The sequence below is a fragment of the Burkholderia sp. HI2714 genome (assembly GCF_002223085.1).
In the GTDB taxonomy this organism is placed as follows: Bacteria; Pseudomonadota; Gammaproteobacteria; order Burkholderiales; family Burkholderiaceae; genus Burkholderia; species Burkholderia lata_D.
Genome location: NZ_NKFM01000019.1, coordinates 29,591 through 54,371 on the forward strand (window position 1 = coordinate 29,591; position 24,781 = coordinate 54,371).

A 24,781-nucleotide genomic window follows, 5' to 3' on the forward strand; every position below is an offset into this window, starting at 1 on the left:
AAATGCAATCGACCACTAAATATCGTTTGTTTATGCCTATATTACGCGCTGCGTTCGCGGGCGACGGCCTTCACGCATTCCGCGACGAGCGCGGGACCGCGGTAGATGAACCCCGTGTAGAGCTGCACCAGCGCTGCGCCGGCCGCGAGCTTCGCCCGGGCATCCTCGCCCGAGAAAATGCCGCCGACGCCGATGATCGGCACTTCACTGCCGACTTCGGCGTGCAGCTTGCGGATCACTTCGTTCGACGCGTCGAACACGGGGCGGCCCGACAGGCCGCCGGCTTCGTCCGCATGCGGCAGGCCCTGGACGGCCGCGCGCGACAGCGTCGTGTTGGTGGCGATGACCGCCTCGATCTTGTGGCGCAGCAGTGTGTCGCCGATTTCCTTGACCTGTTCGTCGTCGAGATCGGGCGCGATTTTCAGGGCGAGCGGCACGAGCTTGCCGTGCAGGTCGGCGAGGCGCTGCTGCTTGTCCTTCAGCGCCGCGAGCAGTGCGTCGAGCTCGCCCGCGCCCTGCAGCTGGCGCAGGTTCTTCGTGTTCGGCGACGAGATGTTGATCGTCACGTAGCTCGCGAACGGGTACACGCGCTCGAGGCAGTACAGGTAGTCCTCGGCCGCGCGTTCGATCGGCGTGTCGGCGTTCTTGCCGATGTTCAGGCCAAGGATGCCGCGGTAGCGGGCGGCCTGGACGTTCTTCACGAACTGGTCGACGCCGTGGTTGTTGAAGCCCATCCGGTTGATCAGTGCTTCGGCCTGCGGCAGGCGGAACATCCGCGGGCGCGGGTTGCCGGGCTGCGGGCGCGGCGTGACCGTACCGACTTCGATGAAGCCGAAGCCGAGCGCCGCGAGGCCATCGATGGCCGCGCCGTCCTTGTCGAGGCCGGCTGCAAGGCCGACCGGGTTGCGGAAGGTGAGCCCCATCACGGTGCGCGGTGCGTCGGGCACGCGGGCCGACAGCGCGCAGGCAAGGCCCGTGCGGCCGGCCGCGCCGAGCGCGCGCAGCGTGAGGTGGTGAGCGTCTTCCGCATCCATCTTGAACAGGGATGCGCGGGCCAGCGGATAGAGGGAACTGAACACGGGAATAGGGCGGACAGCCGGAATGAATGACAACCCGCTATTTTACCGGGAGTTGGGCGGCAGGGGCGCGCTTCGCTTCGTTACCCTCGCGGCGCGCGTCAGCCCGAGCCGGAATGTCCGCCCGGCAACGGCGCGCGGGCCAGCGCCGCGTCGACCGGCGGCAGGTCGATCCGTTCCGGATCGAGTATCTTCCAGCGGCCGTCGATCAGCCCTTCGAGCGGGTGGAAGTTCGCCTTGTAGGCCATCTTCGGGCTCTCGCGGATCCAGTAGCCGAGGTACACGTAGGGCAGGCCGAGGCTCTTCGCCTGTTCGATCTGCCACAGGATGTTGTAGGTGCCGTAGCTCGTGTGCTGGTCGTCGGGCTCGAAGAACGTATAGACGGACGACAGCCCGTCGCCGAGGATGTCGATCATGCTGACCATGCGTAGCTTCCCGGGCTCGCCGCCCGCGGCGTCGAGGTCGCGAAATTCGACGAGGCGCGAGTTGATCCGGCTCTGCAGCAGGAATTGCTCGTACTGGTCGCGGCTGTCGCGATCCATGCCGCCGCCCGCGTGGCGTGCGGACTGGTAGCGCATGTAGAGCGCGTAGTGCTCTTCGTCGTAGTGCAGCGGCGAAACCGTCGCGACGAGCGTGCGGTGCCGTTTCCACATCCTGCGCTGCGTGCGCGACGGCGCGAACGCGTCGACGGGGACGCGCACCGGCACGCAGGCACGGCAGCCGTCGCAGTACGGGCGATACGTGAAGACACCCGAGCGCCGGAAGCCGGCCTTCACGAGCTCGGTGTAGATGTCGGAGTTGATCAGGTGGCTCGGCGTCGCGACTTGCGAGCGCGCGACGCGGCCGTCCAGATAGCTGCACGGATAGGGCGCCGTTGCATAGAATTGCAGCGCCGAAAGCGGTGAAAGCGGCAGCTCAGTCGGGTGAGTCATGGGCAGCTCTCGTTGCAGGGAGGGAGTGCCGCGCTAGCGCTCGATCCCGGAGGGGGCCGCCGTTTCGGCGCGGCCCGTCAGCGCGGCGAGCACGCGCTTGTCGAACTGCCACGGAATCGGCGGTTCGGCTACCGCGCTGCGCACGTGAGCGACAAAGGCCTTGCGTGCGATCTCGCGGCCGCCGAGCGACGCTAGATGCGACGTATTCTGCTGGCAGTCTATCATTTCCAGCCCCTGCTCGCGAAGGTGCGCGACGAGCGCGGCCAGCGCGATTTTCGACGCATCGGTCGCGTCCGCGTACATCGATTCGCCGAAAAACATTCGCCCGAACGACACGCCGTACAGGCCGCCGACGCGCCGCCCGTCGTGCCACGTCTCGATGCTGTGCGCGTTGCCGGAGCGGTAGAGCGACGTATACGCGTCGATGATCTCGGCCGTGATCCACGTGCCGCGCTGCCCTCGGCGCGGCGCCTGCGCGCACGCGCGCATCACGCCCGGAAAGTCGTGGTCGACGCGCACTTCCCATTCCGGCTCGCGCAGCACGCGCTTCAACGTCTTGCGCAGCGAGGGCGACACCTTGAATTCGGCCGGCACGAGGATCATGCGCGGGTCGGGGCTCCACCACAGCACGGGCTGGCCGTCGGAATACCACGGGAAGATGCCGCGCAGGTACGCGTCGATGAGGCGCGACGGCAGCAGGTCGGCGCTCGCGGCGAGCAGCCCGGGCGCGCCGGTCGCGGGACCGAGCGCGCGTTCGATGGGCGGAAACGGATCGTCCGGGCCGAGCCAGGGGACCATGGCGCAGGGGCTCAGCCGTTGCGCAGCGAGCGGAAGATATCGCCGGTGTGCACGCCGTAGTCGCCCGCGGCTCGATCGGCGAAGAAGAATCGCAGGGTCTGGCTGACGGTCGGGAACGCGATTTCGTCCCACGGGATGTCGGCTTCATCGAACAGCTTCACTTCGAGGCTTTCCTCGCCGGCTTCGAAACCCGGATCGGTGAGCCGCGCGAGGTAGAACAGGTGGACCTGATGCACGTGCGGCACGTTGAGCAGCGTGAACAGGTTCTGCACTTCGACGCGCGCACCGGCTTCCTCGAGCGTTTCGCGTGCAGCCGCTTCGGCCGTCGTCTCGCCCATTTCCATGAAGCCGGCGGGCAGCGTCCAGAACCCGTAGCGCGGTTCGATCGCGCGGCGGCACAGCAGGATCTGATCGCCCCAGACCGGGACCGTGCCGACGACGTTGCGCGGATTCTGGTAGTGGATCGTGCCGCAGTGATCGCAGACGAAGCGCTCGCGATTGTCACCCGGAGGAATGCGCGCGAGGACTTCGTGACCGCAGACGGAGCAGAATTTCATGTCGAGTGGAAGGGACGAGGTGATGCGAGTGTATCACCGGGGCGCGGCATTCTTGAACGCCTGCGCGTGCAGGCCGCGTGTCGCGCGAAGCGGGACGGGGCGGGCGGCGGAAAAACAAAAAGCCCGGCGCTGGGCCGGGCTTTTTGCATCATTCTGGACGTTGGTTGCGGGGGTAGGATTTGAACCTACGACCTTCGGGTTATGAGCCCGACGAGCTGCCAGACTGCTCCACCCCGCGTCCGTCGAAGAAATGAATTATAAGGAGTAACCCGAAGGCGTGCAAGCGCTTTCTGACAATTTCTTGTCGCCGCTTGTGGGGCCGGTACGGCGGGTGCGTGCGCTAGAATCGAGCGGTTTGTTTCGTTTCTTCGGCAGCGGGGCCGTGCGCGATCGCTTCGGCGCTGTTGCGACTCTCATTACTGTATCGACGGATTCATGGACATCGCTCACGATCTGCAATCGATCGGCGCGCAGGAACAGGCGCTTGTATTTCCCCATTTCGACCCGGCCCGCGCATGGGCGCTCGGCAACCGGATGCACGCGCTCGCGACGTCGCGCGGCCATGCGATCGCGATCGACATCGTCACGTTCGGCCAGCCGCTGTTCTACGCGGCGCTGGCTGGCGCCACGCCCGACAATGCCGACTGGGTACGCCGCAAGCGCAACGTCGTCGCACACTTCCGCCGCAGCTCGTACGCCATCGGCCTGCGCATGCAGCAGGCCGGCGCGACGCTCGCCGACAAGCACGGGCTGCCGGTCGCCGAATATTCGCCGCACGGCGGCTCGTTCCCGCTGACCGTCGCCGGTGCCGGCGTGATCGGCTCGATCACCGCGTCGGGGCTGCCGCAGCGCGCGGACCACGAATTCGTCGTCGAGGCACTGTGTGCCGAGCTCGGCCACGACTACGCCGTGCTGGCCCTCGCAAGGAGCTGAGCGATGCAGCTTCCCGGTTACGCATGGCTCGCGATCGCGATCGTCGCGGAAGTGATCGGCACGTCGGCGCTGCGCGCGGCGGACGGCTTCACGCGCCTCTGGCCGTCGTTGCTGGTCATCGCCGGTTATGGCATCGCGTTCTACTGCCTGTCGATCACGTTGCGCACGATGCCCGTCGGCATCATCTATGCAGTCTGGTCGGGCGCCGGCATCGTGCTGATCACCCTCGTTGCGATGCTGCTTTATCGCCAGGTGCCGGACCTGCCGGCCGTGATCGGCCTCGGCCTGATCATCGCCGGCGTCGTGGTGCTGAACCTGTTTTCGAAGATGCAGGCGCACTGAGCGTGCGACTGCCAATTGCCGGATGACCCTCATGACCGATTCCACTTTCGCTGCCGTTTCCGCCGAATCCACTCAGCCCGACGTGCGCGCGACAGTCGCGAACCGCATCGGCTTTCTCGAACTGAACCGGCCGAAGGCGCTGAATGCGCTGTCGGTCGGCATGATCCGGCTGATGCAGCAGGCGCTCGACGCGTGGCGCGACGATCCCGAGGTCGTCGCGGTCGTCGTGCACAGCCCGCATCCGCGCGCATTCTGCGCGGGCGGCGACGTGCGCTTCTTCCACGATGCGTGGCAGCGCGGCGACCGCGATGCGGTCGACACGTTCTTCATCGAGGAATACACGCTGAACCACACGATCTTCACGTATCCGAAGCCTTATATCGCGCTGATGCACGGCGTCGTTATGGGTGGCGGCATGGGGATTTCGCAGGCGGCGCGGCATACGGGCGGCCTGCGTGTCGTGACCGACTCGACGAAGATGGCGATGCCGGAAACGCGTATCGGCCTGTTCCCGGACGTCGGGATGAGCTGGTTCCTCGCGCGCACGCCCGGCGCGATCGGCCGCTATCTCGCCGTGACCGGCGCGACGCTCGACGCGGCCGGCGCGCTGTACGCGCAACTCGCCGACGTCTATCTGCCCGATGCCGCGCTGCCGGCGTTGCTCGATACGCTGCGCAGCGCGCGCATCGACAGCGGCGAGCAGGCGGTCGCGTGCGTGGCCGACGCGGCGGCCGCACACAAGGTCGTGCCGACGCCCGACACGTCGGCGCTGGCCGACGCGCGTGCCGGGATCGACCGGCATTTCGCGCAGCCGGACATCGGCGCGATCCTTGCGTCGCTCGACACCGAGCAGGATTGCGCGGCCGTCGACGGATGGGTGGAGAAGGCGACCCATGCGATGCGCGAACAGTTGTCGCCACTGTCGATGGCCGTATCGCTGGAAGTCGTCGAACGTGCCCGTGGGGCAACGATGGCCGATTGCCTGCGGCGCGATCTCGATCTCACGCGCTCGACGTTCGCGCGCGGCGACGTGATCGAAGGCGTGCGCGCGCTGATCGTCGACAAGGACCACCAGCCGGCCTGGCGTTTCAAGTCGTCCGCCGATATCGATCGCGCGGACGTGCTCGCGATGTTCGACAGCCCGTGGACGCCGGACACGCATCCGCTGCGGAAGCTGCAGGACTGACGTCGGTCGGACTGACCGAAGCGCGAGCTGGAAAAGAAAAGGCTGCCTGCATGTGTGCAGGCAGCCTTTTTCATGTGCGTCGACCGCGTTACTCGTCGCCTGCGTCGTCCGACATGAACGCGCGCATGAACACGAGTGCGCCGAAGCCCCATACCGCGTTCGCCGCGAAGCCGGCTGCGAGCACGGGCATCATGTTGCCCGACGGCCAGATGCCGCGCAGCGGATCGATCGCGAACACGCGTGCGGCCGTCAGCACGATGCCGCCGAACACCAGCGCGCCGATCCACGAGGCTTCGCGCTCCGGCGAGACGCGCAGCAGCCATGCCATCGGGATCGCACAGCACGCGCTGATCAGCGCATTCGCGACAAATTCAGGAATGCCGAGCGGCGCGAACGGCTGTGTCGAGAAGCCGGTTGCGGCGATCAGGTCGGCCGTATGAAGGAGTGCGAGCGTGGCTTCGCGGAAGAACAGGGCGGCCAGGAAGCCGGACAGGAATGGCAGGATGACTTTCTGCATCGATGAGTGCACCGCAGGCGCGCACGGCCGGGGCCGTCCGCGCGGAGTTATTCGGATAGGTGCGCCATTATAGGGCCCGCCCGCCGCGATATTCGCTCCAGCGTCGTGCTAATCACGAAAGCGGAAAACCTAAGCTCAAAAAAATCGTTCCAAAGCCCTGCACCGATCCCTAGACTGATTTCCCAGAAACAGCCGTGCAATCGCGTCCTCGCCCGCTGCACGGCCTGACCGGCGAGCCATCCCGATTCGAACGCACACCATGCATGCGCCGCTCATCCGCGACGCGAGCAGGGCGGTGTCTTTTTCAAATTCCGGCAAGGACAGTCAAGCAGGAGCAGCAGATGAATGTGTTCTGGTTTATCCCCACGCACGGCGACAGCCGCTATCTCGGTACGGCCGAAGGTGCGCGCGCCGCGGATTACGATTACTTCAAGCAGGTCGCGGTGGCGGCCGATACGCTCGGCTACGAGGGCGTGCTGCTGCCGACCGGCCGTTCCTGCGAGGATGCGTGGGTCGTTGCATCGAGCCTCATCCCGGCGACGCAGCGCCTGAAATTCCTGGTCGCGATCCGCCCCGGCATCGCATCGCCGGGGCTGTCGGCGCGGATGGCCGCGACGTTCGACCGCCTGTCGGGCGGCCGCCTGCTGATCAACGTCGTGACGGGCGGCGATGCCGCCGAGCTCGAAGGCGACGGCCTGTTCGCGGATCACGACACGCGCTATGAAATTACCGACGACTTCCTGAACATCTGGCGCGGGCTGCTGTCCGCGTCGCACGACAACGGCGGGTTCGACTACATCGGCAAGCATCTGCAGTCGAAGGGCGGCAAGGCGCTGTATCCGCCCGTGCAGCGTCCGCATCCGCCGCTGTGGTTCGGCGGCTCGTCGCCGGCTGCGCACGAAATCGCGGCCGATCACATCGACACCTACCTGACCTGGGGCGAGCCGCCCGAGGCCGTCGCGAAGAAGATCGCCGATATTCGCGCCCGCGCCGAGGCGCGCGGCCGCAAGATCAAGTTCGGCATTCGTCTGCACGTGATCGTGCGCGAGACCGAGGACGAAGCATGGCGCGACGCCGAGCGCCTGATCAGCCGCCTCGACGACGAAACCATCGCACGCGCGCAGAAGGCGTTCGCGAACATGGATTCGGAAGGCCAGCGCCGGATGGCCGCGCTGCACGGCGGCAAGCGCGGCGGCCGCGAGGCGCTCGAGGTGTACCCGAACCTGTGGGCCGGCGTCGGCCTCGTGCGCGGCGGCGCGGGCACCGCGCTCGTCGGCAATCCGGAGCAGGTCGCCGAGCGCATGCGCGAATACGCGGATCTCGGCATCGAGACCTTCATCCTGTCCGGCTATCCGCACCTGGAGGAGTCGTACCGTTTTGCGGAACTCGTATTCCCGCTGATCAAGGGCAACGGCGCGGCGAAGGCGACCGGCCCGCTGTCGGGCCCGTTCGGCGAGATCGTCGGCAACAGCTATCTGCCGAAAGCGGCCCAGAGCTGAGCGACAGGAGGCCTGCGATGACAACGAAAACGTCGACGACGGGCGCGGCCGTGGCTGCCCGCGCATGGCGCGGCGTCGCACCGTGGCTCGTGCCGCTCGCGCTGCTGGCGGCATGGGAAGTCGGTGCGCGCATCGGCTGGCTGTCGACCCGCGTGCTGCCCGAGCCGGTGGCGGTCGTGCGAGCGGCCTGGTCGCTCGTGACGTCGGGTGAAATGTGGGCGAACGTGAAGGTCAGCACCTGGCGTGCGCTGTTCGGTTTCGCGATCGGTGGCGGCGTCGGCCTCGCGCTGGGGCTCGCGACCGGCTTGTCGAAGGCGGCCGAGGTCGCGCTCGATTCGACGATCCAGATGATCCGCAACATCCCGGCGCTCGCGATGATTCCGCTCGTGATCCTGTGGTTCGGCATCGACGAGAAGGCGAAGCTGTTCCTCGTTGCGCTCGGGGTGTTCTTCCCGGTCTACATCAACACGTACCACGGGATCCGCTCGGTCGATGCAAACCTGATCGAGATGGCGAAGAGCTACGGCGTACGCGGCTTTGCGCTGTACCGCGACGTGATCCTGCCGGGTGCGTTGCCGTCGATTCTCGTCGGCGTGCGCTTTGCGCTCGGGCTGATGTGGGTGATGCTGATCGTCGCGGAAACGATCTCCGCGCAGTCGGGCATCGGCTACATGACGATGAACGCACGTGAATTCCTGCAAACCGACGTGGTGGTGGTCGGCATCCTGCTGTACGCGGTGCTCGGCAAGCTGGCCGATGTACTGGCGAAATGGCTCGAGCGTGTGACGCTGCGCTGGCACCCCGCTTATCAATCAGGAGCAAAGGCATGAATGCGACGACTTCGGCGGCCGCCTACGGCCCGCTCGCCGGCGCAGACCTCGAGGCCGAACTGGCGCAGGCGCGTGTCGCGGACGGCGACGCGCGGGACGCAGCGGTTCTCGAACGTGACGGCAGCGGATCCGTCGTTCCGCTCGCGCGGCGACGGCCAGGAAGCCCGGCGCCCGACGATGCCGTGACACTGTCGGGCGTCAGCAAGCGCTTCGGGGCACGCACGGTGCTCGACAACGTCGAGCTCGGCATCGCGCGCGGCAGTTTCGTCGCGATCGTCGGCCGCAGCGGCTGCGGGAAATCGACGCTGCTGCGTCTCGTTGCGGGACTCGAGCAGCCGAGCAGCGGCACGCTCCAGACGCGCGGCGAGGGCGGCGGCGAACTCGATACGCGGATCATGTACCAGGATGCGCGTCTGCTGCCGTGGAAGACCGTGCTGCAGAACGTGATGCTGGGCCTCGGACGCGGCGCGCGCGACCGGGCACGCGCGGTGCTCGATGAAGTCGGGCTGCTGGAACGCGCGAACGACTGGCCCGCGCAACTGTCGGGCGGCCAGCGACAGCGTGTCGCGCTGGCCCGTGCGCTCGTGCACCGGCCCCAACTGTTGTTGCTCGACGAGCCGCTCGGCGCGCTCGACGCGCTGACCCGTATCGAGATGCACGCACTGATCGAGCGGTTGTGGCGTGAGCATCGATTCACCGCGCTCCTCGTTACGCACGACGTGCAGGAGGCCGTCGCACTCGGCGACCGCATCCTGCTCATCGAGCAGGGGCGGGTGGCGCTGGATCAGCCGGTGCCGCTCGACCGGCCGCGGGCCCGCGCGTCGGCCGCGTTTGCGGCGCTCGAGGATCGCGTGCTGAAACGCGTGCTCGCCGGCGGGCCCGGTGCGGCCGACCACGGCGCACCGCATGAGACAGACAACGTTCGACCGGTCGGGCAGATCCGCTGGGCCGTTTAAATCCGGGCGGCAGCGGCCGCCCGTTCTGAGATCTTTTCTTCGGAGCGATCAACCTGATGAGCATCACCGCAATCAACGTACGTAACCAGTTCAAGGGCAAGGTCAAGGAGATCATTCGCGGATCGGTGGTTTCCGAGGTCGACGTCGAGACGCCGTTCGGCATCGTCACGTCGGTGATCACGACCCGTTCGGTTGACGAACTCGAACTGAAGGTGGGCGCGGAAGTCGTCGCGCTCGTGAAATCGACCGAAGTATCGATCGCGCGCCTCTGAGCCCGCGTGTCCTGCACCGGCGCGGCGCCGCGGGCAACCTGCCCGTTGGCGCCGCCCGACATTTGCGCAGCGCGTTTGCGTTGGTATTCGACGTCCGGACGAAGTGCTAGGATGGAGCGACACCGATGTCGGAGGCCAACGCATGACCCCCATCCTTTCTCCCGAAGCCATCGAGGCGCTGAAATGGATCGACCAGTTCGGTGAAAGCCGACCGGTTCCCGCTGCGTTCGACGACGTCGTTTACGCGTTGCTGAACGAGGGGCTGATCTACCAGGCGGCGGCCGACCGGGTCGACCTGACGGCCGATGGCAAGTCCTTTTTGTCCGACGAATACGATTGAGCGCACGGCGCCGGCCGCGCGGGCGGCCTGGCGCTGCGTCGCCACGGAGCGTGCGATGGAACCGAGAGGCAGCGACCTCGGCGATTTCAGCGAGCCGTACCGCGGCTTCGAGATCGAGGTGAAGACCGAGCAGGTCTGGGACGGCGAGCATGCGCATTACCGCGTGCTGCAGGGCGATGCCGTGCGGATCGACTGGCGGCGCGTCAAGGTCGACGGGATGCTGCTGACCGAACGACGCGTGATCGAGCGCGTGCTCGACGAGGCTCGGCGGGCGGTCGATGCGGAGCTGGGCGAGGGGTAGCACGCGTGCCGGGCAGGCACGGCCCGTGTTGCGGTAAAATACCCGGTTGTTTCCGCGCCGCCTGGCTTGTTGCCCGAAATCCATGTCCGTACCGTCTTCACTTCCTCCCCGCCGCGTATCCGTCGCGCCCATGCTCGACTGGACTGACCGCCATTGCCGGTCGTTCCACCGTACGCTGACGCGCGACACGTGGCTGTATACGGAGATGATCACGACGGGTGCGCTGCTGTTCGGCGATGCCCAGCGGCATCTCGCGTTCACGCCGAACGAATCGCCGGTCGCGCTGCAGCTGGGCGGCAGCGAGCGCGACGATCTCGCGCGCGCGGCGAAGCTCGGCGAGCAGTGGGGCTACGATGAAATCAACCTCAATTGCGGATGCCCGTCCGAGCGCGTGCAGCGCGGCGCGTTCGGCGCGTGCCTGATGAACGAGCCGCAGCTCGTCGCCGACTGCGTGAAGGCGATGCGCGATGCGGTGTCGGTGCCGGTCACGGTCAAGCACCGGATCGGGGTCGATGCGGTCGAGGACTACGCGTTCGTGCGCGACTTCGTCGGCACGGTGGCCGAAGCTGGCTGCGAAACGTTCGTCGTGCATGCGCGCAATGCGATCCTGAAGGGGCTGTCGCCGAAGGAGAATCGTGAGATCCCGCCGCTCAAGTACGACTATGCGTATCAGCTGAAGCGCGATTTTCCGTCGCTCGAGATCGTCATCAACGGCGGTATCACGACGCTCGACGAGGTTGCGCAGCATCTCGAGCATGTCGATGGCGTGATGCTCGGCCGTGAGGCGTATCACAACCCGTACGTGCTGGCGGAGGTCGATACGCGCTTCTACGGGTCGACTGCCGCGGTGCCGACGCGCGAAGAGGCCGAGGCGAAGCTGATCGAATACTGCGCGGCCGAACTGAAGCGCGGGACCTACCTCGGCGCGATCGTGCGGCACGCGCTCGGACTGTATCGCGGCATGCCCGGCGCACGCGGCTGGCGTCGTGTGCTGTCCGACAACAAGAAGCTCGCGCGAGCTGATCTGGCCGTGTTCGACGAGGCGCGCGCGCATCTGAACGAGGCCGAAGAAATTTTTGAAAAAAAAGCTTTGCAAGATTCAAAAGTGTTCGTATAATCTTGTTCTTCGCTGCTGAAACACAAAAGCAGCGAAGAACAAAAAGCAGTAACAGTGGTGGCTGTAGCTCAGTTGGTAGAGTCCAGGATTGTGATTCCTGTCGTCGTGGGTTCGAGTCCCATCAGCCACCCCAAAGAATTCCAAGCGGTATCAAGTTGTTAAAAACGGCACTGTCCCAAAAGACAGTGCCGTTTTTGTTTTGGAATTCCCAAATTGGGAATGACAGACCTCGTCGCTTTACGATCGTCATTCGATTGTTGTGCCGCCGGTGCAGCCGACCAACAACACGACACTCTGATCTTTGTTCAGTGATCTTGAACTTGGTCGAAGCGAGAAACGCCAGGACGAACAGAAACGACGACGATCTCGGCAGCGAACAACGCAGCTATACGCGCAACCCGTGCTTAACGATCGACCACATTGCTCGCGATCCCCACCTGAGCCGTTCGGGTATTTCTAAAAACCACCCACGACCACAACGCACCACCAGCCACCTTGGCGACGAACTGCAACGCGGCGATCGTCGGAAACACTGCCCCGAACGCAATAAGCGGGAAGACGATGGAGTCGACAGCCGCACCCGCGACGTTCGCGCCGTTGGCGCGCGCCAGTATCGGAAAGCGACGTGCGAGTTGAAACACGATTGCGCTTGCCACGGCTGCCGAACCGAACGCTACGAGAGACGCGAGGGCGATTTCCTTGGCAGCGGGATTGAGCGCGTAACTGACAACGCCGGCGGCTGCGATCAACGCAAACATCCGTGACCAAAGCGCGCGGCCACGCCAGTCCAGATGGAGCCGGTCTCGAATCGCGAGATCGAGTCCGATCAGAAAGAACGCGATGATCGGTGTAGCAGCGGGCCCGAAATGAGCGACCATCAGGTTCGCGACAGCGACTGCTGCGATATAGATCAAGACGTACATGATTTCCCTGCAATAAAGAGTGCGCGCTGCGTCGATTCGGAGCCGAAGTTTGCCATACATGGCTGATTAGACGGACAGGTAGCTTCACTACGAGCAAGCCGGGTGGAACGTCGCACGATTGGCGGACGGCCAGCGTTGCGAGCGACGGGCTATCGTCACTGTGTCGCCGGCTTTCATCAATGGATCTTCGACGCGAGATTGTATGGCCGTATCCCGTCGCCATGATGTTGCGAAGTTTCCTGTCCTAGCTAAGGTTCTTGCGCCCCGTGCCGTTATCTTCCATGGACAGCCCTCGTGCCTCGAATGCTGATCCATTTTCTTGCCTGCTCGCGTTCCGCGCGAGCAGGCTTTTTTCGTTTATGGCCGCGCTTTGCGCATGAATGGCGGAATGGGACAGGGAGTTGGCGTGAACCGACAGCGCGCAACAGTCTTACATTGGTGTAATGTGTCGGCTTCCTCGTGCCCTCATGCTTTGCAGGGCCGTTCGATCCCGACGACCAATGACGGTGTCGGGATTTTTTTTCTGCATCCCGTTGCACGGGCAACGAGTTGCAGCGATGCCCGGCGGGCAGGCGCTGACGTGATCGCGTCAGACGCGAAGAAGACGAGCGCTTGCGAACGTCACGAGCCAGTGGGTGGCGACGGCGCATGCGAGGCACGCGACGATAACGTGCGGAGTGCGATGCCTTGATTTCGTCGTCCCGGGATAGGCCGACACGGTATCGTTCGAGCGCAGCGTCGTTGAGGGTTGCATGCCGCAACGCGCGGTATATTTTGCGGCGAGACGTCCCGATCAAGAGAGCAAGCTGAAGGAGTGACCACCGATGCCGGAAACCCGGGCCACGCTGCGTACCGCGACAGCGCAAGACGCAAACCACATCGCTCGCCTGCACACGCTGAGCTGGCAAACCGCATACAGCCACATCCTGCCGGCTGCCTACCTGACCGACGAGGTGCCGACGGAACACGCGAACCGATGGCGGCACTATCTCGATCGCGATGAAAAAGAGTGGGGTCTCGTGCTGATCGCCGAGGTGGACGGCGAGCCCGTGGGCTTCGTCAGTGCCGAGCGTCCCGTCGACACGGTGCTCGGCGTGTTGCTCGACTGCCTGCACGTCCATCCTTCGCATCACGGAAGCGGCACGGGCAAGCGCATGATCGAAGCCGTCCGCGCCTGGGCGCGCACGATTGGCGTGGACAAGGTCCACCTGAAGGTGCTGGACGACAACAAACGCGCGATCGGTTTCTATGAATACAACGGTTGGCAACTGGCGGGTATCGAGACGAGCCGCATCGGCCAGACGGAGGTCACCGACCGGATCTATGCGATACAGGCGTAGCGGCCTGGCGACATTCGAGCGAACGGTCGCACGATGGGCGGCCGTCGCCGGGCGAAAGCCGAACGGACTCCGTCGCTACTCGCCGCAGTACCGCACGAGCAGATCGGCTTCGGTCTCGTGCACCTCGACGGGCAGGGTCGTTGCGCCTGCATAGGCAAGATAGCGCGCGCGATGCTGGCCGTTGCGGAACGACGCGACGCCGACCTTCGACAGGCCGGGGATGCCGAGCAGCGTTCGCGTTCTCGTCTCGCGAAACGTGATGTACGGCATGTCCGCAATCCTGTCCTGGTCAGGATCGAGGAATTCGCGAATGCCCGCGGCTTTTCCAGGGGCCCAGTACAGAACAGACGGCAACACGTAGTCCGTCGTGTCGCGGTCGGCACATGCCAGCAGTTTCGTCAGATCGATCGTGACGACCCGGTGTCGCGTATCGTCGGACGAGAAGACCCGCTTGAGGTGCGTATAGGCATAGGGGGTATGCCCGGGAAGCTGGATAACCCAGACTTCTACGCCATTTTCCTGTGCGTGGGCGAGTGCCATTGTTTCCTCTGATGTCGCAAGCGGCCTTATTGATTCCAGTTTAGCAGCGCGATTGCGGCGGCGCAGCAGGGCAATACCCGCAATAGGAAATCGGAGCGATTCGCGGCAGGAGCTGAACTGCAAGCAAAAATGCGGAGAGGAAGGGTGGGTAAATCGAATCCGGTCAGGTGTCGTCGATCGATATCGACAGGTCACGAGAATATCGCGATACTGCCCGCGGACATGATGCGCCGCGCGAATTTCATCGAAGATTCACGCAGTCTCGCGAAACCCAGTGCGCGGCTCATCATAAGAACAGAGCTGGCAGATTGATCGAAGAAAACCATGTCGTCGAAACTTGAAATCGAGTACCTCGATTACTGTTTCACCGCGACGCTTGAAATCAGGGCGTCCGGTCGGACAGGTGTTGTCGACTGGCATCTCGAATCCGATTCACGAAGCAAGACGCTCGCGTGGATCGTGTTCGACCGCTTTCTCGAGCGGCATGATTTCGTCGATGAAGAGGATGCGCGTGCCAACATCGTCGACTGGCTGGAGCGGCTGGCCGATCCGAGATCGGGCGCGTCGCTCGAAATGGCGAACGTGAATGCGGTTGTTGCCGGAGCGGTGGCGACGGGCGCATCGCCTACATCGACTGCCGAAATCGTCATCGATATCGCTGGCGAGCTCGACTGGATCGAGAGGGTCGCAGAATGGCTTTTCAGCTGACCGTCACGATGACGAAATCCGGTTGCCATGACGCGAGTCCCGGTGTTTGCAAAACGCGGTTTTGAAAAAATCGGTTCAGGAAAATGAAGCCCGAATCATGTCGATCGGAAAAATAGAATAAACCTGCTTTGACAAACACCCGCGACTGGCCGGAAACTGGGCCCGGGCCTGAAAATATCCGATTGAATCAAAACAAAATAAAACTCCAGACATGAAAAGAAGAACGCTGCTGACGGCGGGCGCGATCGTTGTCGCTGCCGGCCTGGCAGGCTGCACTGCAATGCTGTTCGAAGACGGCCATTACGAAGAGACAGTCGACCGATTCCTCGTCAGCGAGGACGGCAAGCAATTCGTCGTGCTCGGCAAGAAATATCACTACATCTTCGATATGCCGGAGCATCTCGGCGCGGTGCTGGCATCGCCTTACCGGAAATCGATCAAGGCGTCGCTATATGAGTTCGTCGCGCAAGGCAGCAAGATTTCGGGCGATTTCTCGCTGCGGCTCCACCGCGATGACATGACCGATGAGGATTGGAATCGTGCGCTGGAGGACGGCTTCACGAAGCTCGGAGACTGGGATCTGGGGATGAAGGGTGAACTGGCCGGATCGCGCTATCTCGCCGATGGTTTTGCGCAAGGCAAGACGTGGTCGTCGTTTACGCATTCGTACAAGATCCAGGTCACCGACCGCATCACGACGGCGGGCAAGGCCGTGCGTGTGCTCGCGACGCCCGTCACGCTCGCGGCCGACGGCGTGATGATGATCGGGGCCGTGGTGCTGTCGCCCATCATCGTGGTGACGCTCGCGCCGGTCGCGGGCGTTGGGCTCGGACCGTGACGCGATTCGCGCGGCACGCGAGCGAACCAATTGCTGCGGCATTGTCACCAAATGGTGAGTTGCCGCACAGATCGTTGCGCGGCCCACGCTCACAATTTGGCCGGTTGACCGTTCTACCCCGGCCCGGTCAACCGTTTCCCCGCTCGCTCGCGCAGGAGCGGGGGCTTTTTGCCCGTCCGACGCGGGAAGGCTGCGTCGACGGAACCGGACAGGCGTCCGGCGGGCGGCGTGATCGCATCGATTGCGCGCCCCGGCATCCGTTCGCCTGATCCGCACGAATCGCTTTCCTCGTGCCTGAGCGAACCCTCAGGCCCATCGCCGGTTTCGCCCGGTGATGCCTTGGTCCCGGCGGCGCGCAAGCATGCCGCCGGGATATTTTTTGCACCGGATGCGTTGCATCACGTGTCGCACAGCGGGCAGGTCGACTCGCTCAGCCAGCCTGTTCGACGCTGGTTTCCCATCCGTCGTAATCCCCGCCGAGTGCACGCACTTCGTGGTTGATCGCGATCGTATGGCGCGTGATGTCGGCCAGCGCCATGGTGCCTTCATGCGAAAACCGGACGGCCGACTTGCCGTCCTCGGTGGGCGCAACCGATTCGACCGGATAGCCTTTCGATTCGGCCCAATCCGCGAACTGATGCGCGTCGCTCGGGTCGGGGAAGTACGCCCAGTGCATCACGCGCCGGCTTACGTCGCTGGCGTCGCCTTTCTTCCGCAATTCATCCAGCACGCGCATGTCGCGCATGATCAGCCAGTCGTCGTCGGTCGGGTAGAGCGTCTGCCAGTACGCTTCCTTGTCCGGATCGTCCTGATGCGCGTACTGCAGTGCGTAGGTCGTCTGATCGGCCAGTGCGTCGACGATCTCCGCCGCGGCCTCTTCGTCGAACGGCACGTAGAAAAGGAAATCCCGGTGGCCGTCGACGGTGATGCGGCCAACCTGCACGCCACCTTTCGCGGTGATCGTGGCGTCGAGCAGATCCTCGATCTGCGCGAGACCGGCGAATTCGTCGCTGGTGGGCAGGCCTTCCGGCGACGGATGCGCAAAGGGGACGCGCACGCTGAGCAGCGACGTGCGCGGATCGCCTTCGGCGATTTCCGCAAAGCTGTGGTTGAAGCTGATGAAAGCCTGATGGTCGCCCATTCTGGCAGGGAAGGTTCCCCAGGCGTCGGTCATGTGTTTCTCCCGTGCACGATTGTCTGTTGACGGTTGTAAAGCGTCCCAATGTATCATCGAAAATCGCGTTGACCGGAGAAGCGCGCATGATCGCGAGTCTGGGCATCCTGGTGCCGGTCGAAGACGATCGCTTCCGGGCGGTGGTGGATTTCTATCGTTCGGCGCTCGCGCTGCCCGTGCATTCCGAAGGCGTGTCGGCTGCGGGGAATCCGTGGCATCGCTTTGTCGTGGATGGGGCGACGCTGACCATCCATACGGGCAGCGGTGGCAAGTTTCCGTACCCGGAGTTTCGTCCGACCGGCCATGGCATTGCGCTGGCCATCGAAGTGGCGCATGTCTCGGAAGCCGTCGCGCGACTTGAGTCGTGTCGCGTCAGTATCCTGAACGAATGGGACTCCGGCGACGGCACGATCGCGATTTCCGTGGCCGGTCCGGCGGGAAACGTCTGCGAGATCTGGGGCCGTCCGTGACCGTGCATCGGTACGGCGGGCCGCAAAAAAATCCGAAGGAGATGCTGATGTCGATGTTTGCGGTGAATGGTGTGCGAATCGATCCGCTCAGCGCGCGCGTGACGCACGTGCGCTGGGCGGCCGTGAATCCGTCTGACCGGTCGTGGGCGGCGACGCCAAGCGAGGCGCCGGTGGCGGACGTGGCGCGCGCGCTCGCGTCCGGAAACGATGTCCGTGCAATCTTCTCGGCATCGGACGCCACCGCGATCGGGCCCAGGCTGAAGCGCGTGCTGTATCGCGATGCGTCGGAAGGCATCGAGCTCGACATCGATGCAACGAACGAGTCGCGGACGCTGCGCGACCTGCCGCAAATCTGACCGGCGCGGCATGCGTCAGCGATAGCGGGTGCCATCGCTTCGATGCCGGCACCTGGCCGAACGGCCGCTAGTACGACGTCGATCGCGGGGAGTGGTATTGGACGATCGTCACCTGCTGCATTGCCGGTTGCGCTGAACGGTTCGACGGGCCACGGGATCTTCATCGAGCCGTTAACGGAAGCGAACACCGCAAACGCGTACGAGATCATGTCCAGACCGCTCATCGCCCTGTTGGCCTCCGCGCTTTGTCTGGCGCTGTCGGCTTGCCAGACCGCGCCCGAGCCGCCTCCGCTACCGTCACCCGACACCGCGTCGGCCGCTGCGGCCGTTCCGGCATCGTCGCCGTCCGAGCCGATCCGTGGAGTCGGCCAGGCACCTCATCTGGCAGGGCAGAGCCACTGGGCCATGGGTCAATGCACGACCAACGGCACCGTCAAGGTGTGCAACTGAACATGACCGATGCCGACGGAGCGTGGCCCGTTCCGCACGGACGAAGGCGCATTGTCGTGCGTCGATGCTTGCCTTCGCCGATCCCGACCATTTCCTGTCGGCAGGCCGCCTGGTCCGGTGCGTCGATAGGGTGTCCGGCCTCGATGAGCCGGTTGTCGTCGATGTGAGTGATCGCGCGATGAACGACGAAAGCGAAACCGCCGATTCCGGCTGGCACGTCGATCCCGTTGCGGAAACCGTCGTCGGCCAATTGCCGATGACACTGGCGGTCGACAGCCGGAGCCTGAAAAGAAGGGCGATCGTGTGCGCGGTGCTGGCCGTGGCGAGCCTGTGCGGTTTTGCGGCCGCGCCGGCGCTCTGGCCGGTGGCGGCACTGGCCGTGTTGCTGGCGCTGGCGGGGGCCGCCTTTTTCGTGTCGTCGCGGCGCAGGATGGCGCTGCATGTCGACGAGACGGGCTTCAGGCTGATCGGGGCTTTGCGCGAGCAACCCGTCACGCCGTGGCGTGACGTCACCGAATTCAGGATCATCAGCGTCGCCGGAAATCGCTACATCGGCTACCAATTTTCGGCGCTTTCATCGCGCAACAAGGTACCGGGTGGCGTGATGCTGCCGATCGCCCGGTTTGCCGATCTGCCGCTCGATGCGGTGGCCGGATTGCTGGAGGCATGCCGCCGGCAGTTCGGCATACCGGACAACGAGGCCGACCGACCGGGCCGATGACGCCCGATGTGGGGAACCCCGCGCGCCGATACCCGGGAAAACAAAAAAATGTCGGGCGCCGTGTCGATTTCCGCCGGGTTCGTCCGTCGTAGCATCGGAGGCGTGCGCATCGCGCGTCCGTCCCGATTCCGATACGACAACCGACCGAAGGAGCGACACCCATGTCCACGTCCGTCAAACCGATCCCGGAAGGGATGCGCACCCTGACGCCGCACCTGATCTGCGCCGGCGCAACAGCAGCCATCGACTTCTACAAGCGCGCGTTCAATGCGAGCGAACAGTTTCGCCTGGCGATGCCCGACGGCCGGCTCGCGCACGCGTGTCTCGTGATTGGCGATTCGACACTGATGCTGGTGGATGAAATGCCCGAGCACGGCGCGTTCGGGCCGAAGGCACTGAAAGGCACGCCGGTCTGCCTGCACCTGTACGTGCCGGACACCGACGCGGCGATCGCGAAGGCGGTCGCGGCCGGCGCGACGGTCACGATTCCGGCTGCCGACATGTTCTGGGGCGATCGCTACGGACAGGTCGAGGATCCGTTCGGCCATCGCTGGTCGCTCGCGACGCACCAGCGCGACCTGACGCCCGAGCAGATCGCGGAGGCCATGGCCAGCGCGCCGCCGTGCGGAAGCTGACGCAACCACGCAATCGCAGTTGAGCGGCAGGGCGGCGGCAGGCGCCTGCGCCCGGTCCGGCCGCGCTTACGTGCCGGCCGTCTTGCCGCGCTGCTTGTCCTCGTACATCCGTTGGTCGGCCGAGGCGAGCAGGCCGGCCACGTCGCGGTGGTGCGCGGGATCGTAGTCGACGTGCCCGACGCTGAACCGGATGTCATAGCCGCGCGCGTCGGCCGCGTTGCGTAGCGCGAGCGCCCGCGTCACGCGTTCGACCGGCTCGGCAACGTCGGCCGGGTCGATGGCGCTCAGCAGCACGACGAACTCGTCGCCGCCAAGCCGTGCGATCACGTCGCTGTCGCGCAGTGCGCCCGTCAGCGTTTCGGCGAATGCCTTGAGCGCGTGGTCGCCTTCGGCGTGGCCGAAGCGGTCGTTGATCGACTTGAAATCGTTCAGGTCGAAGAACAGCAGCACCGCGTGACGGTCGAGGCGATCGCACAGGCTCAGCACGTGGCGGGCGAGAATCTCGAAGCCGCGCCGGTTGGTCAGTTGCGTGAGTTCGTCGGTGGTCGCGAAATGCAGCGCGGCGATCTCGCGCTCGGTCATGTGGGCGAGATCGCCGAGCAGCGCGAGTTCGTCGGGTTCGAGCGAACGCGGCCGCGTGTCGATCAGGCACAGCGTGCCGATGGGCGCGCCGTTCGGCGCCGTGAGCGGTCGACCGGCGTAGAAGCGGATGCCGGGCGCGCCGGTGACGAGCGGGTTGTCGTGGAAGCGATCGTCGTTCAGCGCATCCTGGATCACCATCGTATTGCCCTCGAGCAGCGCATGGGCGCAGAACGACACGTCGCGCGACGTTTGCGTGACGTCGAGCCCGGCATGGCTCTTGAACCACTGCCGATCGTCGTCGACGAGGCTGACGAGTGCGATCGGTACGTCGAACAGCCTGCGTGCGAGACGCGTCAGGCGATCGAAGCGCTCTTCGGGCGGTGTGTCGAGGATCGAGAGCGAATGAAGCGTATCGAGCCGGGCCGCCTCGTCGGCCGGTTTCGGTGCGATTTGCATGGGCCTTGTCTTTTGTCCCGGCTGCGAGGCCGGTTACCGGATCGTCTGTCGGACAGTATCGCGCATTGTTCAGCGCATCGCCACGTTGAAAATCCGCCGACCGGTGGTTTCGGCCTGACACGAATCGATGCAGATGGGGTGAGAAGCGGGCGTCATGGGCCCGCGTTTCACCCCGATGCGCAATCGAAAGCGCGATACCTCAAGGTGCCCGACGCAGTGCCGTAAAACAGGGTGAGTCCATTCGTTCATCGCTCCCCATCGCACCATGGTTCGATTTCTCTACGCGGGCTATCTCGCGTTTGCGCTGTATCTTCTTTATCCGATGGTTCAGAACACGCTGGCATTCGGCGTCGTTTGCGTAAGCAGCGCGCTGCCGGGCGGCATCAGCGGCTTGCCGACGTCTCCGGCAAGCGGCGCGAGCGGACAGGCGAATCGCTGTGCGCCGACGGCGCAGGCCGGTGCCGCGACCGGGCGGGCGCCCGACATCCATTGAGTGCGGCGGCGCGCTGGCCATTCGGCTGAATTGCGCTTCGCGCCGCGCTCGCCGATCATCGGCAACACGGCGGATCGAACACGGGGCGCGCGCCGTGCGGCCTGCCTCAGTAGCTGGAGCGGTACGGCGTGCCCTGGTCGAAGCGGCTTTGCCAGTGCGTGAGATAACGCGACGCGAGTTGCGGGTTGTTCCACACCACGACGACGTTCTCGGAATTGCGGCTGGCCGCCGATGCGCTGTAGTTGAACGAGCCCGTTTCGACGTGCTCGGCGTCGATCACGAGGTACTTGTCGTGATGGATCGCATAGGCATCGATCGTGCGTGTCGGGATACCTGCGTTGACGAGCAGGTTCAACGCCTGCTTGCTGCTCTTTGCGCGATTGCCCTTGTCGTCGACGACCACCGCGACATTCACGCCGCGTCGCCTGGCCGCGAGCAGCGCGCGCGTGACGGGCGGCGACGTGAACGAATACGCGGCGACGCGGATCGAGCTGCGCGCGGCGCCGATCGCTTTCAGCACGAGCGCTTCGGCACCACCGTCGGGCGAAAATGCCGATTCGACGACCTGTGTCGCGGGTGCTTCGTGAGTGGGGGCCGGCAGCCAACGCGACACGTAGTCGATCGCCTGCTGGAGCAGCGATTCACTTTGCGTCTTGCCGAAGGCGGCGAACGGAGTGGCGAGCAGGGAGGCGGCGAGACAGGCAGCGGCGAGGCGATTGCGCGACAACATCTTGGACAGCGAACAATTTCGAGACAACGGGCCGTGAGTGTAACGCAGACGTGGCGGCCCGGTCACGTGTGGATGAGACGGGATGACGCATCGCGATGACCGCGATGGCAGAGGCGGTGACGCAAAGTTGCGTTGAGCGGGATCCCGTGATCGGGTTGATCCGCGGATGGGGGCGATAGCAGCGCGCGATTGCGCGTGCGATGGTGGGGCAGCGTATAAGCGCTGCGCGAGTGCAGCCGCGCAGGGTCGACGCGGCACGTGACAGCAGCACGAGTGCGACTAACGATCCGTGTGCGTTACACGTTCACTCACGGATGCGCGACGCTGCATCAATCCTCGGCCGCGGGCGCCCCGGCTGCTTCGGCTGCGATCCAACCGGGGCCACGCTCCGGCTGCACGTCGCGTGCGTCGAGCGGTTCGCCGCACGCGGAGCATACGGTGACCGCATGCATCAGATGGCCGCACGTGCGGTGACGCAACTGCACCGGCGGCCCCTGGCCGTCGTCTTTCCAGCGGTCGCCCCACGCAGTCAGCGCGAGCAGGGTCGGGTAGAGGTCGAGGCCCTTGTCCGTCAGCCGGTATTCGAACCGCGGCGGCCGCTCCTGGTACGCGCGCTTGACCAGCACGCCTTCGTCAACGAGTCGCGCAAGCCGCTCGGCCAGCACATGGCGCGTGAGGCCAAGCTGGGCCTGGAACGCGTCGAAGCGGCGGCAGCCGAGGAACGCGTTGCGGAGGATCAGCATGGTCCAGCGGTCGCCGAGCACGGCGAGCGTACGCGCGACCGAACAGTTCAGCGTGCCGATGTCATCCCATTTCATCGTCGAGTCTCTTGCATCCTTTGCGGCGGTTCGGCGAAATAGCGGGTTCGATTATAGAACCCGTCTTCGGTTTCAACGGGCCCGGCCACGTTGACAACCGGCGCCGTCGTTGCCAATAATTAGTTCCAATTTAGAACTTACTCGCGCGGCGACGCGCTTTCAACCCGGAGACAACCCGATGAACCCGCTTTCCCTGTCTGGTCTCGATCTGCTGCGCGCGGCGGTGTCGGGCGATGCACCGCTCGCGTCGATTGCCGAGACGATCCCGATGCGCCCGCTCGACGTCGAGCTCGGCTATGTGAAGTTTTCGGCGCGGGCGGACGGCCGGCACCTGAATCCGCTTGGTGGCGTCCACGGCGGGTTCGCCGCGACTGTGCTCGATTCGGTCACCGGGTGTGCGGTGCATTCGATGCTGGATGCGGGCGTCGGCTACGGCACGGTCGACCTGCATGTGAAGATGCTGCGGCCCGTGCCGCGCGACGTCGACCTGGTCGCGGAAGGGCGCGTGATTCACCTGTCGCGCTCGTTGGGCGTCGCGGAGGGCACGCTGAAGACCGCGGACGACAAGATCGTCGCGCATGCGTCGGCAACCTGCTTCATCCAGCGGCCGCAGTAACCGCGGGCGGCAGCGCCATCGTCCGGGGCGGCGCGTGAACTTCGTTGCCGGCGCCGAAGGCCGCCTGTAAGCGTAGGCGGAGCCTCTCTGAAGCAGTCGCTTCAATGTGATAGCGTTCCTGCTTTCCACTGACGCGACAGGAACAGCATGGAATACCGCACACTTGGCGATTCGGGCATCGAGGTCAGCCTGATCGGCCTGGGCACGATGACGTGGGGCGAGCAGAATTCGGAGCGCGATGCGCACGAGCAGATCGACTACGCGATCGGGCAGGGCGTCACGCTGATCGATGCCGCGGAGATGTATCCGGTGCCGCCGAAACCCGATACGCAGGGGCGCACCGAGGCGTACATCGGCACCTGGCTCGCGCAGCATCGCGCGCAGCGCGAGCGCATCGTGCTCGCGACGAAAATCGCCGGGCCGGCGCGGCAGCCGCACAATCCGCGCCATATTCGCGGCGAAGGCAACCAGTTCGACCGCAAGAACCTGACCGAAGCGCTCGACGGCAGCCTCAAGCGCCTGCAGACCGACTACGTCGATCTCTACCAGCTGCACTGGCCCGACCGCAGCACGACGACGTTCGGCCGTCCCGCCTATCCGTGGGTCGACGACGCCTATACGGTGCCGATCGAGGAAACCCTCGGCGTGCTCGCGGAATTCGTGAAGGCCGGCAAGGTGCGTGCGATCGGCGTGTCGAATGAAACGCCGTGGGGCGTCGCGCAGTTCCTGCGCGCGGCCGAGAAGCTCGGGCTGCCGCGCATCGCGAGCATCCAGAATCCGTACAGCCTGCTGAACCGCACGTTCGAGAACGGGCTGTCGGAATTCACGCATCGCGATGGCGTCGGCCTGCTCGCATATTCGCCGCTCGCGTTCGGCTGGCTGTCCGGCAAGTACGAGAACGGCGCGCGTCCGGCCGGCGCACGCATCACGTTGTTCGAACGCTTCCAGCGCTACAGCAAGCCGCAGGCCGTCGAGGCGACGTCGCGCTATGTTGCGCTCGCGCGGCGTCACGGGCTGTCGCCCGCGCAACTCGCGCTGGCGTTCGTCAATAGCCGCCCATTCACGCGCAGCAACCTGGTCGGGGCGACGTCACTCGAGCAGTTGAAGGAGAACATCGGCAGCGTCGACGTGAAACTGTCCGACGAGATCCTCGCCGAAATCGACGCGCTGCACGAACTGCAGCCGAACCCGGCGCCGTAAACGGCGCACGGCCCGCACGGCAGCGATGCCGCGGCGGGCCGCACCGGCGGCGCATCGTCGCGCCGCCGTTTCTTC

General features: G+C 65.0%; 32 protein-coding genes and 2 tRNA genes. 22 read left to right on the forward strand and 12 right to left on the reverse strand.

Annotated elements, in window-relative coordinates:
- Nucleotides 1-41: 41 nt before the first annotated feature.
- The 5 genes from CFB82_RS08570 to CFB82_RS08590 form a co-directional block, all read right to left on the reverse strand.
- Nucleotides 42-1,079 carry a quinone-dependent dihydroorotate dehydrogenase gene (locus CFB82_RS08570; RefSeq protein ID WP_089483916.1) on the reverse strand — a complete coding sequence of 346 codons (1,038 nt, stop codon included), beginning with the start codon at nt 1,077-1,079 and terminating at the stop codon, nt 42-44.
- A 98-nt stretch (nt 1,080-1,177) separates the two neighbouring features.
- Nucleotides 1,178-2,008 carry an arginyltransferase gene (locus tag CFB82_RS08575; RefSeq protein ID WP_069247863.1) on the reverse strand — a complete coding sequence of 277 codons (831 nt, stop codon included), beginning with the start codon at nt 2,006-2,008 and terminating at the stop codon, nt 1,178-1,180.
- A gap of 33 nt (nt 2,009-2,041) precedes the next feature.
- Nucleotides 2,042-2,806, reverse strand: coding sequence for a leucyl/phenylalanyl-tRNA--protein transferase (gene aat / locus CFB82_RS08580; RefSeq protein ID WP_069247864.1), 765 nt, complete (start codon nt 2,804-2,806; stop codon nt 2,042-2,044).
- A gap of 11 nt (nt 2,807-2,817) precedes the next feature.
- On the reverse strand, nt 2,818-3,363 hold the full coding sequence (locus CFB82_RS08585; RefSeq protein WP_006476111.1) for an NUDIX hydrolase: 546 nt from the start codon (nt 3,361-3,363) through the stop codon (nt 2,818-2,820).
- 161 nt (nt 3,364-3,524) lie between these two features.
- Nucleotides 3,525-3,601: transfer RNA gene (locus tag CFB82_RS08590), tRNA-Met, on the reverse strand.
- A gap of 197 nt (nt 3,602-3,798) precedes the next feature.
- Here CFB82_RS08590 and CFB82_RS08595 point away from each other — a divergent pair.
- From CFB82_RS08595 to CFB82_RS08605, 3 genes are read left to right on the forward strand one after another with little or no spacing between them, the layout of a single operon-like run.
- On the forward strand, nt 3,799-4,296 hold the full coding sequence (locus CFB82_RS08595) for a heme-degrading domain-containing protein (RefSeq protein WP_089483917.1): 498 nt from the start codon (nt 3,799-3,801) through the stop codon (nt 4,294-4,296).
- A 3-nt stretch (nt 4,297-4,299) separates the two neighbouring features.
- On the forward strand, nt 4,300-4,638 hold the full coding sequence (locus CFB82_RS08600) for a DMT family transporter (protein WP_069247865.1): 339 nt from the start codon (nt 4,300-4,302) through the stop codon (nt 4,636-4,638).
- Between the two features lie 31 nt (nt 4,639-4,669).
- On the forward strand, nt 4,670-5,824 hold the full coding sequence (locus tag CFB82_RS08605) for an enoyl-CoA hydratase/isomerase family protein (RefSeq protein WP_089483918.1): 1,155 nt from the start codon (nt 4,670-4,672) through the stop codon (nt 5,822-5,824).
- An 88-nt stretch (nt 5,825-5,912) separates the two neighbouring features.
- On the opposite strand, the gene CFB82_RS08610 is transcribed toward CFB82_RS08605, so the two are convergent.
- Nucleotides 5,913-6,341, reverse strand: coding sequence for a hypothetical protein (locus tag CFB82_RS08610; protein ID WP_006484223.1), 429 nt, complete (start codon nt 6,339-6,341; stop codon nt 5,913-5,915).
- A gap of 341 nt (nt 6,342-6,682) precedes the next feature.
- Between CFB82_RS08610 and ssuD the strand changes: the two genes are divergently transcribed.
- The 8 genes from ssuD (at nt 6,683) to CFB82_RS08650 (ending at nt 11,789) form a co-directional block, all read left to right on the forward strand.
- Nucleotides 6,683-7,840, forward strand: coding sequence for an FMNH2-dependent alkanesulfonate monooxygenase (gene ssuD, locus CFB82_RS08615; RefSeq protein ID WP_089425272.1), 1,158 nt, complete (start codon nt 6,683-6,685; stop codon nt 7,838-7,840).
- 17 nt (nt 7,841-7,857) lie between these two features.
- Nucleotides 7,858-8,670 (forward strand): aliphatic sulfonate ABC transporter permease SsuC, encoded by an 813-nt coding sequence (gene ssuC / locus CFB82_RS08620; RefSeq protein WP_069247868.1) that lies wholly within the window; start codon nt 7,858-7,860, stop codon nt 8,668-8,670.
- Nucleotides 8,667-9,626 carry an ATP-binding cassette domain-containing protein gene (locus tag CFB82_RS08625; RefSeq protein ID WP_089483919.1) on the forward strand — a complete coding sequence of 320 codons (960 nt, stop codon included), beginning with the start codon at nt 8,667-8,669 and terminating at the stop codon, nt 9,624-9,626. Before ssuC ends, CFB82_RS08625 begins: the two co-directional genes overlap by 4 nt.
- Nucleotides 9,627-9,682: 56 nt before the next feature.
- The gene (locus CFB82_RS08630; RefSeq protein WP_006476104.1) at nt 9,683-9,898 is read left to right on the forward strand and encodes a TOBE domain-containing protein; all 216 of its coding nucleotides are present in this window, start codon (nt 9,683-9,685) and stop codon (nt 9,896-9,898) included.
- Nucleotides 9,899-10,040: 142 nt separating this feature from the next.
- Nucleotides 10,041-10,238 (forward strand): hypothetical protein, encoded by a 198-nt coding sequence (locus CFB82_RS08635; RefSeq protein WP_027787628.1) that lies wholly within the window; start codon nt 10,041-10,043, stop codon nt 10,236-10,238.
- A 55-nt stretch (nt 10,239-10,293) separates the two neighbouring features.
- The gene (locus CFB82_RS08640) at nt 10,294-10,539 is read left to right on the forward strand and encodes a hypothetical protein (RefSeq protein WP_069247870.1); all 246 of its coding nucleotides are present in this window, start codon (nt 10,294-10,296) and stop codon (nt 10,537-10,539) included.
- A 130-nt stretch (nt 10,540-10,669) separates the two neighbouring features.
- Nucleotides 10,670-11,656, forward strand: a complete 987-nt coding sequence (gene dusA, locus CFB82_RS08645; protein WP_235986660.1) for a tRNA dihydrouridine(20/20a) synthase DusA — start codon at nt 10,670-10,672, stop codon at nt 11,654-11,656.
- Between the two features lie 57 nt (nt 11,657-11,713).
- Nucleotides 11,714-11,789 (forward strand) — tRNA-His (locus CFB82_RS08650).
- Between the two features lie 271 nt (nt 11,790-12,060).
- Here CFB82_RS08650 and CFB82_RS08655 read toward each other — a convergent pair.
- Nucleotides 12,061-12,579 carry a VUT family protein gene (locus CFB82_RS08655; RefSeq protein WP_089483921.1) on the reverse strand — a complete coding sequence of 173 codons (519 nt, stop codon included), beginning with the start codon at nt 12,577-12,579 and terminating at the stop codon, nt 12,061-12,063.
- A gap of 824 nt (nt 12,580-13,403) precedes the next feature.
- Here CFB82_RS08655 and CFB82_RS08660 point away from each other — a divergent pair.
- The gene (locus CFB82_RS08660) at nt 13,404-13,919 is read left to right on the forward strand and encodes a GNAT family N-acetyltransferase (protein ID WP_089483922.1); all 516 of its coding nucleotides are present in this window, start codon (nt 13,404-13,406) and stop codon (nt 13,917-13,919) included.
- Between the two features lie 75 nt (nt 13,920-13,994).
- Here the strand turns inward: CFB82_RS08660 and CFB82_RS08665 are convergent, their stop codons facing one another.
- Nucleotides 13,995-14,459 (reverse strand): plasmid fertility inhibition factor family protein, encoded by a 465-nt coding sequence (locus tag CFB82_RS08665; RefSeq protein WP_069247873.1) that lies wholly within the window; start codon nt 14,457-14,459, stop codon nt 13,995-13,997.
- A 324-nt stretch (nt 14,460-14,783) separates the two neighbouring features.
- Here CFB82_RS08665 and CFB82_RS08670 point away from each other — a divergent pair, with 324 nt between their 5' ends.
- Both CFB82_RS08670 and CFB82_RS08675 read left to right on the forward strand, forming a co-directional pair.
- Nucleotides 14,784-15,167, forward strand: a complete 384-nt coding sequence (locus CFB82_RS08670; RefSeq protein WP_089483923.1) for a hypothetical protein — start codon at nt 14,784-14,786, stop codon at nt 15,165-15,167.
- 211 nt (nt 15,168-15,378) lie between these two features.
- On the forward strand, nt 15,379-16,005 hold the full coding sequence (locus CFB82_RS08675; RefSeq protein ID WP_089483924.1) for a hypothetical protein: 627 nt from the start codon (nt 15,379-15,381) through the stop codon (nt 16,003-16,005).
- Between the two features lie 430 nt (nt 16,006-16,435).
- On the opposite strand, the gene CFB82_RS08680 is transcribed toward CFB82_RS08675, so the two are convergent.
- Nucleotides 16,436-17,179 carry a DUF695 domain-containing protein gene (locus tag CFB82_RS08680; RefSeq protein ID WP_069247876.1) on the reverse strand — a complete coding sequence of 248 codons (744 nt, stop codon included), beginning with the start codon at nt 17,177-17,179 and terminating at the stop codon, nt 16,436-16,438.
- A gap of 86 nt (nt 17,180-17,265) precedes the next feature.
- Here CFB82_RS08680 and CFB82_RS08685 point away from each other — a divergent pair, with 86 nt between their 5' ends.
- The 5 genes from CFB82_RS08685 (at nt 17,266) to CFB82_RS08705 (ending at nt 19,811) form a co-directional block, all read left to right on the forward strand.
- Complete coding sequence (locus CFB82_RS08685; protein WP_089483925.1) at nt 17,266-17,649, forward strand: VOC family protein; 384 nt, start codon at nt 17,266-17,268, stop codon at nt 17,647-17,649.
- 47 nt (nt 17,650-17,696) lie between these two features.
- A complete protein-coding gene (locus CFB82_RS08690) occupies nt 17,697-18,005 on the forward strand; it encodes a phosphatidylserine/phosphatidylglycerophosphate/cardiolipin synthase (protein ID WP_048020799.1) in 309 nt (102 codons plus the stop codon).
- A 207-nt stretch (nt 18,006-18,212) separates the two neighbouring features.
- Nucleotides 18,213-18,455 (forward strand): hypothetical protein, encoded by a 243-nt coding sequence (locus tag CFB82_RS44425; RefSeq protein WP_089483963.1) that lies wholly within the window; start codon nt 18,213-18,215, stop codon nt 18,453-18,455.
- Between the two features lie 178 nt (nt 18,456-18,633).
- Nucleotides 18,634-19,176 (forward strand): aspartyl-tRNA synthetase, encoded by a 543-nt coding sequence (locus tag CFB82_RS08700; protein ID WP_089483964.1) that lies wholly within the window; start codon nt 18,634-18,636, stop codon nt 19,174-19,176.
- Nucleotides 19,177-19,337: 161 nt separating this feature from the next.
- A complete protein-coding gene (locus CFB82_RS08705; RefSeq protein WP_089445560.1) occupies nt 19,338-19,811 on the forward strand; it encodes a VOC family protein in 474 nt (157 codons plus the stop codon).
- A 66-nt stretch (nt 19,812-19,877) separates the two neighbouring features.
- Here CFB82_RS08705 and CFB82_RS08710 read toward each other — a convergent pair whose 3' ends face one another.
- Nucleotides 19,878-20,849, reverse strand: a complete 972-nt coding sequence (locus tag CFB82_RS08710; protein WP_089483926.1) for a GGDEF domain-containing protein — start codon at nt 20,847-20,849, stop codon at nt 19,878-19,880.
- A 265-nt stretch (nt 20,850-21,114) separates the two neighbouring features.
- On the opposite strand from CFB82_RS08710, the gene CFB82_RS43935 reads away from it, so the two are divergent.
- A complete protein-coding gene (locus tag CFB82_RS43935; RefSeq protein WP_083265875.1) occupies nt 21,115-21,342 on the forward strand; it encodes a hypothetical protein in 228 nt (75 codons plus the stop codon).
- Nucleotides 21,343-21,448: 106 nt separating this feature from the next.
- On the opposite strand, the gene CFB82_RS08720 is transcribed toward CFB82_RS43935, so the two are convergent.
- Nucleotides 21,449-22,072, reverse strand: coding sequence for a phospholipase D family nuclease (locus CFB82_RS08720; protein ID WP_069247881.1), 624 nt, complete (start codon nt 22,070-22,072; stop codon nt 21,449-21,451).
- A gap of 329 nt (nt 22,073-22,401) precedes the next feature.
- Nucleotides 22,402-22,890 carry a winged helix-turn-helix transcriptional regulator gene (locus CFB82_RS08725; protein ID WP_069247882.1) on the reverse strand — a complete coding sequence of 163 codons (489 nt, stop codon included), beginning with the start codon at nt 22,888-22,890 and terminating at the stop codon, nt 22,402-22,404.
- Between the two features lie 178 nt (nt 22,891-23,068).
- Between CFB82_RS08725 and CFB82_RS08730 the strand changes: the two genes are divergently transcribed.
- Entirely contained in the window at nt 23,069-23,506 is a 438-nt protein-coding gene (locus tag CFB82_RS08730; RefSeq protein ID WP_089483927.1) for a PaaI family thioesterase, read from the forward strand.
- A gap of 147 nt (nt 23,507-23,653) precedes the next feature.
- A complete protein-coding gene (locus tag CFB82_RS08735) occupies nt 23,654-24,706 on the forward strand; it encodes an NADP(H)-dependent aldo-keto reductase (protein ID WP_069247884.1) in 1,053 nt (350 codons plus the stop codon).
- Nucleotides 24,707-24,781 lie beyond the last annotated feature (75 nt).

Bases quoted from the DNA above. Each gene is read 5' to 3' on its own strand.
- CFB82_RS08575 (WP_069247863.1), bottom strand. From the start codon at position 2,008: ATGACTCACCCGACTGAGCTGCCGCTTTCACCGCTTTCGGCGCTGCAA.
- CFB82_RS08585 (WP_006476111.1), bottom strand. From the start codon at position 3,363: ATGAAATTCTGCTCCGTCTGCGGTCACGAAGTCCTCGCGCGCATTCCT.
- CFB82_RS08605 (WP_089483918.1), top strand. From the start codon at position 4,670: ATGACCGATTCCACTTTCGCTGCCGTTTCCGCCGAATCCACTCAGCCC.
- CFB82_RS08685 (WP_089483925.1), top strand. From the start codon at position 17,266: ATGATCGCGAGTCTGGGCATCCTGGTGCCGGTCGAAGACGATCGCTTC.
- ssuC (WP_069247868.1), top strand. From the start codon at position 7,858: ATGACAACGAAAACGTCGACGACGGGCGCGGCCGTGGCTGCCCGCGCA.
- CFB82_RS08680 (WP_069247876.1), bottom strand. From the start codon at position 17,179: ATGACCGACGCCTGGGGAACCTTCCCTGCCAGAATGGGCGACCATCAG.
- CFB82_RS08610 (WP_006484223.1), bottom strand. From the start codon at position 6,341: ATGCAGAAAGTCATCCTGCCATTCCTGTCCGGCTTCCTGGCCGCCCTG.
- CFB82_RS08690 (WP_048020799.1), top strand. From the start codon at position 17,697: ATGTCGATGTTTGCGGTGAATGGTGTGCGAATCGATCCGCTCAGCGCG.
- CFB82_RS08735 (WP_069247884.1), top strand. From the start codon at position 23,654: ATGGAATACCGCACACTTGGCGATTCGGGCATCGAGGTCAGCCTGATC.
- CFB82_RS08730 (WP_089483927.1), top strand. From the start codon at position 23,069: ATGAACCCGCTTTCCCTGTCTGGTCTCGATCTGCTGCGCGCGGCGGTG.
- CFB82_RS08635 (WP_027787628.1), top strand. From the start codon at position 10,041: ATGACCCCCATCCTTTCTCCCGAAGCCATCGAGGCGCTGAAATGGATC.
- CFB82_RS08720 (WP_069247881.1), bottom strand. From the start codon at position 22,072: ATGTTGTCGCGCAATCGCCTCGCCGCTGCCTGTCTCGCCGCCTCCCTG.
- dusA (WP_235986660.1), top strand. From the start codon at position 10,670: ATGCTCGACTGGACTGACCGCCATTGCCGGTCGTTCCACCGTACGCTG.
- CFB82_RS08725 (WP_069247882.1), bottom strand. From the start codon at position 22,890: ATGAAATGGGATGACATCGGCACGCTGAACTGTTCGGTCGCGCGTACG.
- CFB82_RS08660 (WP_089483922.1), top strand. From the start codon at position 13,404: ATGCCGGAAACCCGGGCCACGCTGCGTACCGCGACAGCGCAAGACGCA.
- CFB82_RS08595 (WP_089483917.1), top strand. From the start codon at position 3,799: ATGGACATCGCTCACGATCTGCAATCGATCGGCGCGCAGGAACAGGCG.
- ssuD (WP_089425272.1), top strand. From the start codon at position 6,683: ATGAATGTGTTCTGGTTTATCCCCACGCACGGCGACAGCCGCTATCTC.
- CFB82_RS08600 (WP_069247865.1), top strand. From the start codon at position 4,300: ATGCAGCTTCCCGGTTACGCATGGCTCGCGATCGCGATCGTCGCGGAA.
- aat (WP_069247864.1), bottom strand. From the start codon at position 2,806: ATGGTCCCCTGGCTCGGCCCGGACGATCCGTTTCCGCCCATCGAACGC.
- CFB82_RS08630 (WP_006476104.1), top strand. From the start codon at position 9,683: ATGAGCATCACCGCAATCAACGTACGTAACCAGTTCAAGGGCAAGGTC.
- CFB82_RS08640 (WP_069247870.1), top strand. From the start codon at position 10,294: ATGGAACCGAGAGGCAGCGACCTCGGCGATTTCAGCGAGCCGTACCGC.
- CFB82_RS08625 (WP_089483919.1), top strand. From the start codon at position 8,667: ATGAATGCGACGACTTCGGCGGCCGCCTACGGCCCGCTCGCCGGCGCA.
- CFB82_RS08655 (WP_089483921.1), bottom strand. From the start codon at position 12,579: ATGTACGTCTTGATCTATATCGCAGCAGTCGCTGTCGCGAACCTGATG.
- CFB82_RS08700 (WP_089483964.1), top strand. From the start codon at position 18,634: ATGAACGACGAAAGCGAAACCGCCGATTCCGGCTGGCACGTCGATCCC.
- CFB82_RS08675 (WP_089483924.1), top strand. From the start codon at position 15,379: ATGAAAAGAAGAACGCTGCTGACGGCGGGCGCGATCGTTGTCGCTGCC.
- CFB82_RS43935 (WP_083265875.1), top strand. From the start codon at position 21,115: ATGGTTCGATTTCTCTACGCGGGCTATCTCGCGTTTGCGCTGTATCTT.
- CFB82_RS08705 (WP_089445560.1), top strand. From the start codon at position 19,338: ATGTCCACGTCCGTCAAACCGATCCCGGAAGGGATGCGCACCCTGACG.
- CFB82_RS08670 (WP_089483923.1), top strand. From the start codon at position 14,784: ATGTCGTCGAAACTTGAAATCGAGTACCTCGATTACTGTTTCACCGCG.
- CFB82_RS08665 (WP_069247873.1), bottom strand. From the start codon at position 14,459: ATGGCACTCGCCCACGCACAGGAAAATGGCGTAGAAGTCTGGGTTATC.
- CFB82_RS44425 (WP_089483963.1), top strand. From the start codon at position 18,213: ATGTCCAGACCGCTCATCGCCCTGTTGGCCTCCGCGCTTTGTCTGGCG.
- CFB82_RS08710 (WP_089483926.1), bottom strand. From the start codon at position 20,849: ATGCAAATCGCACCGAAACCGGCCGACGAGGCGGCCCGGCTCGATACG.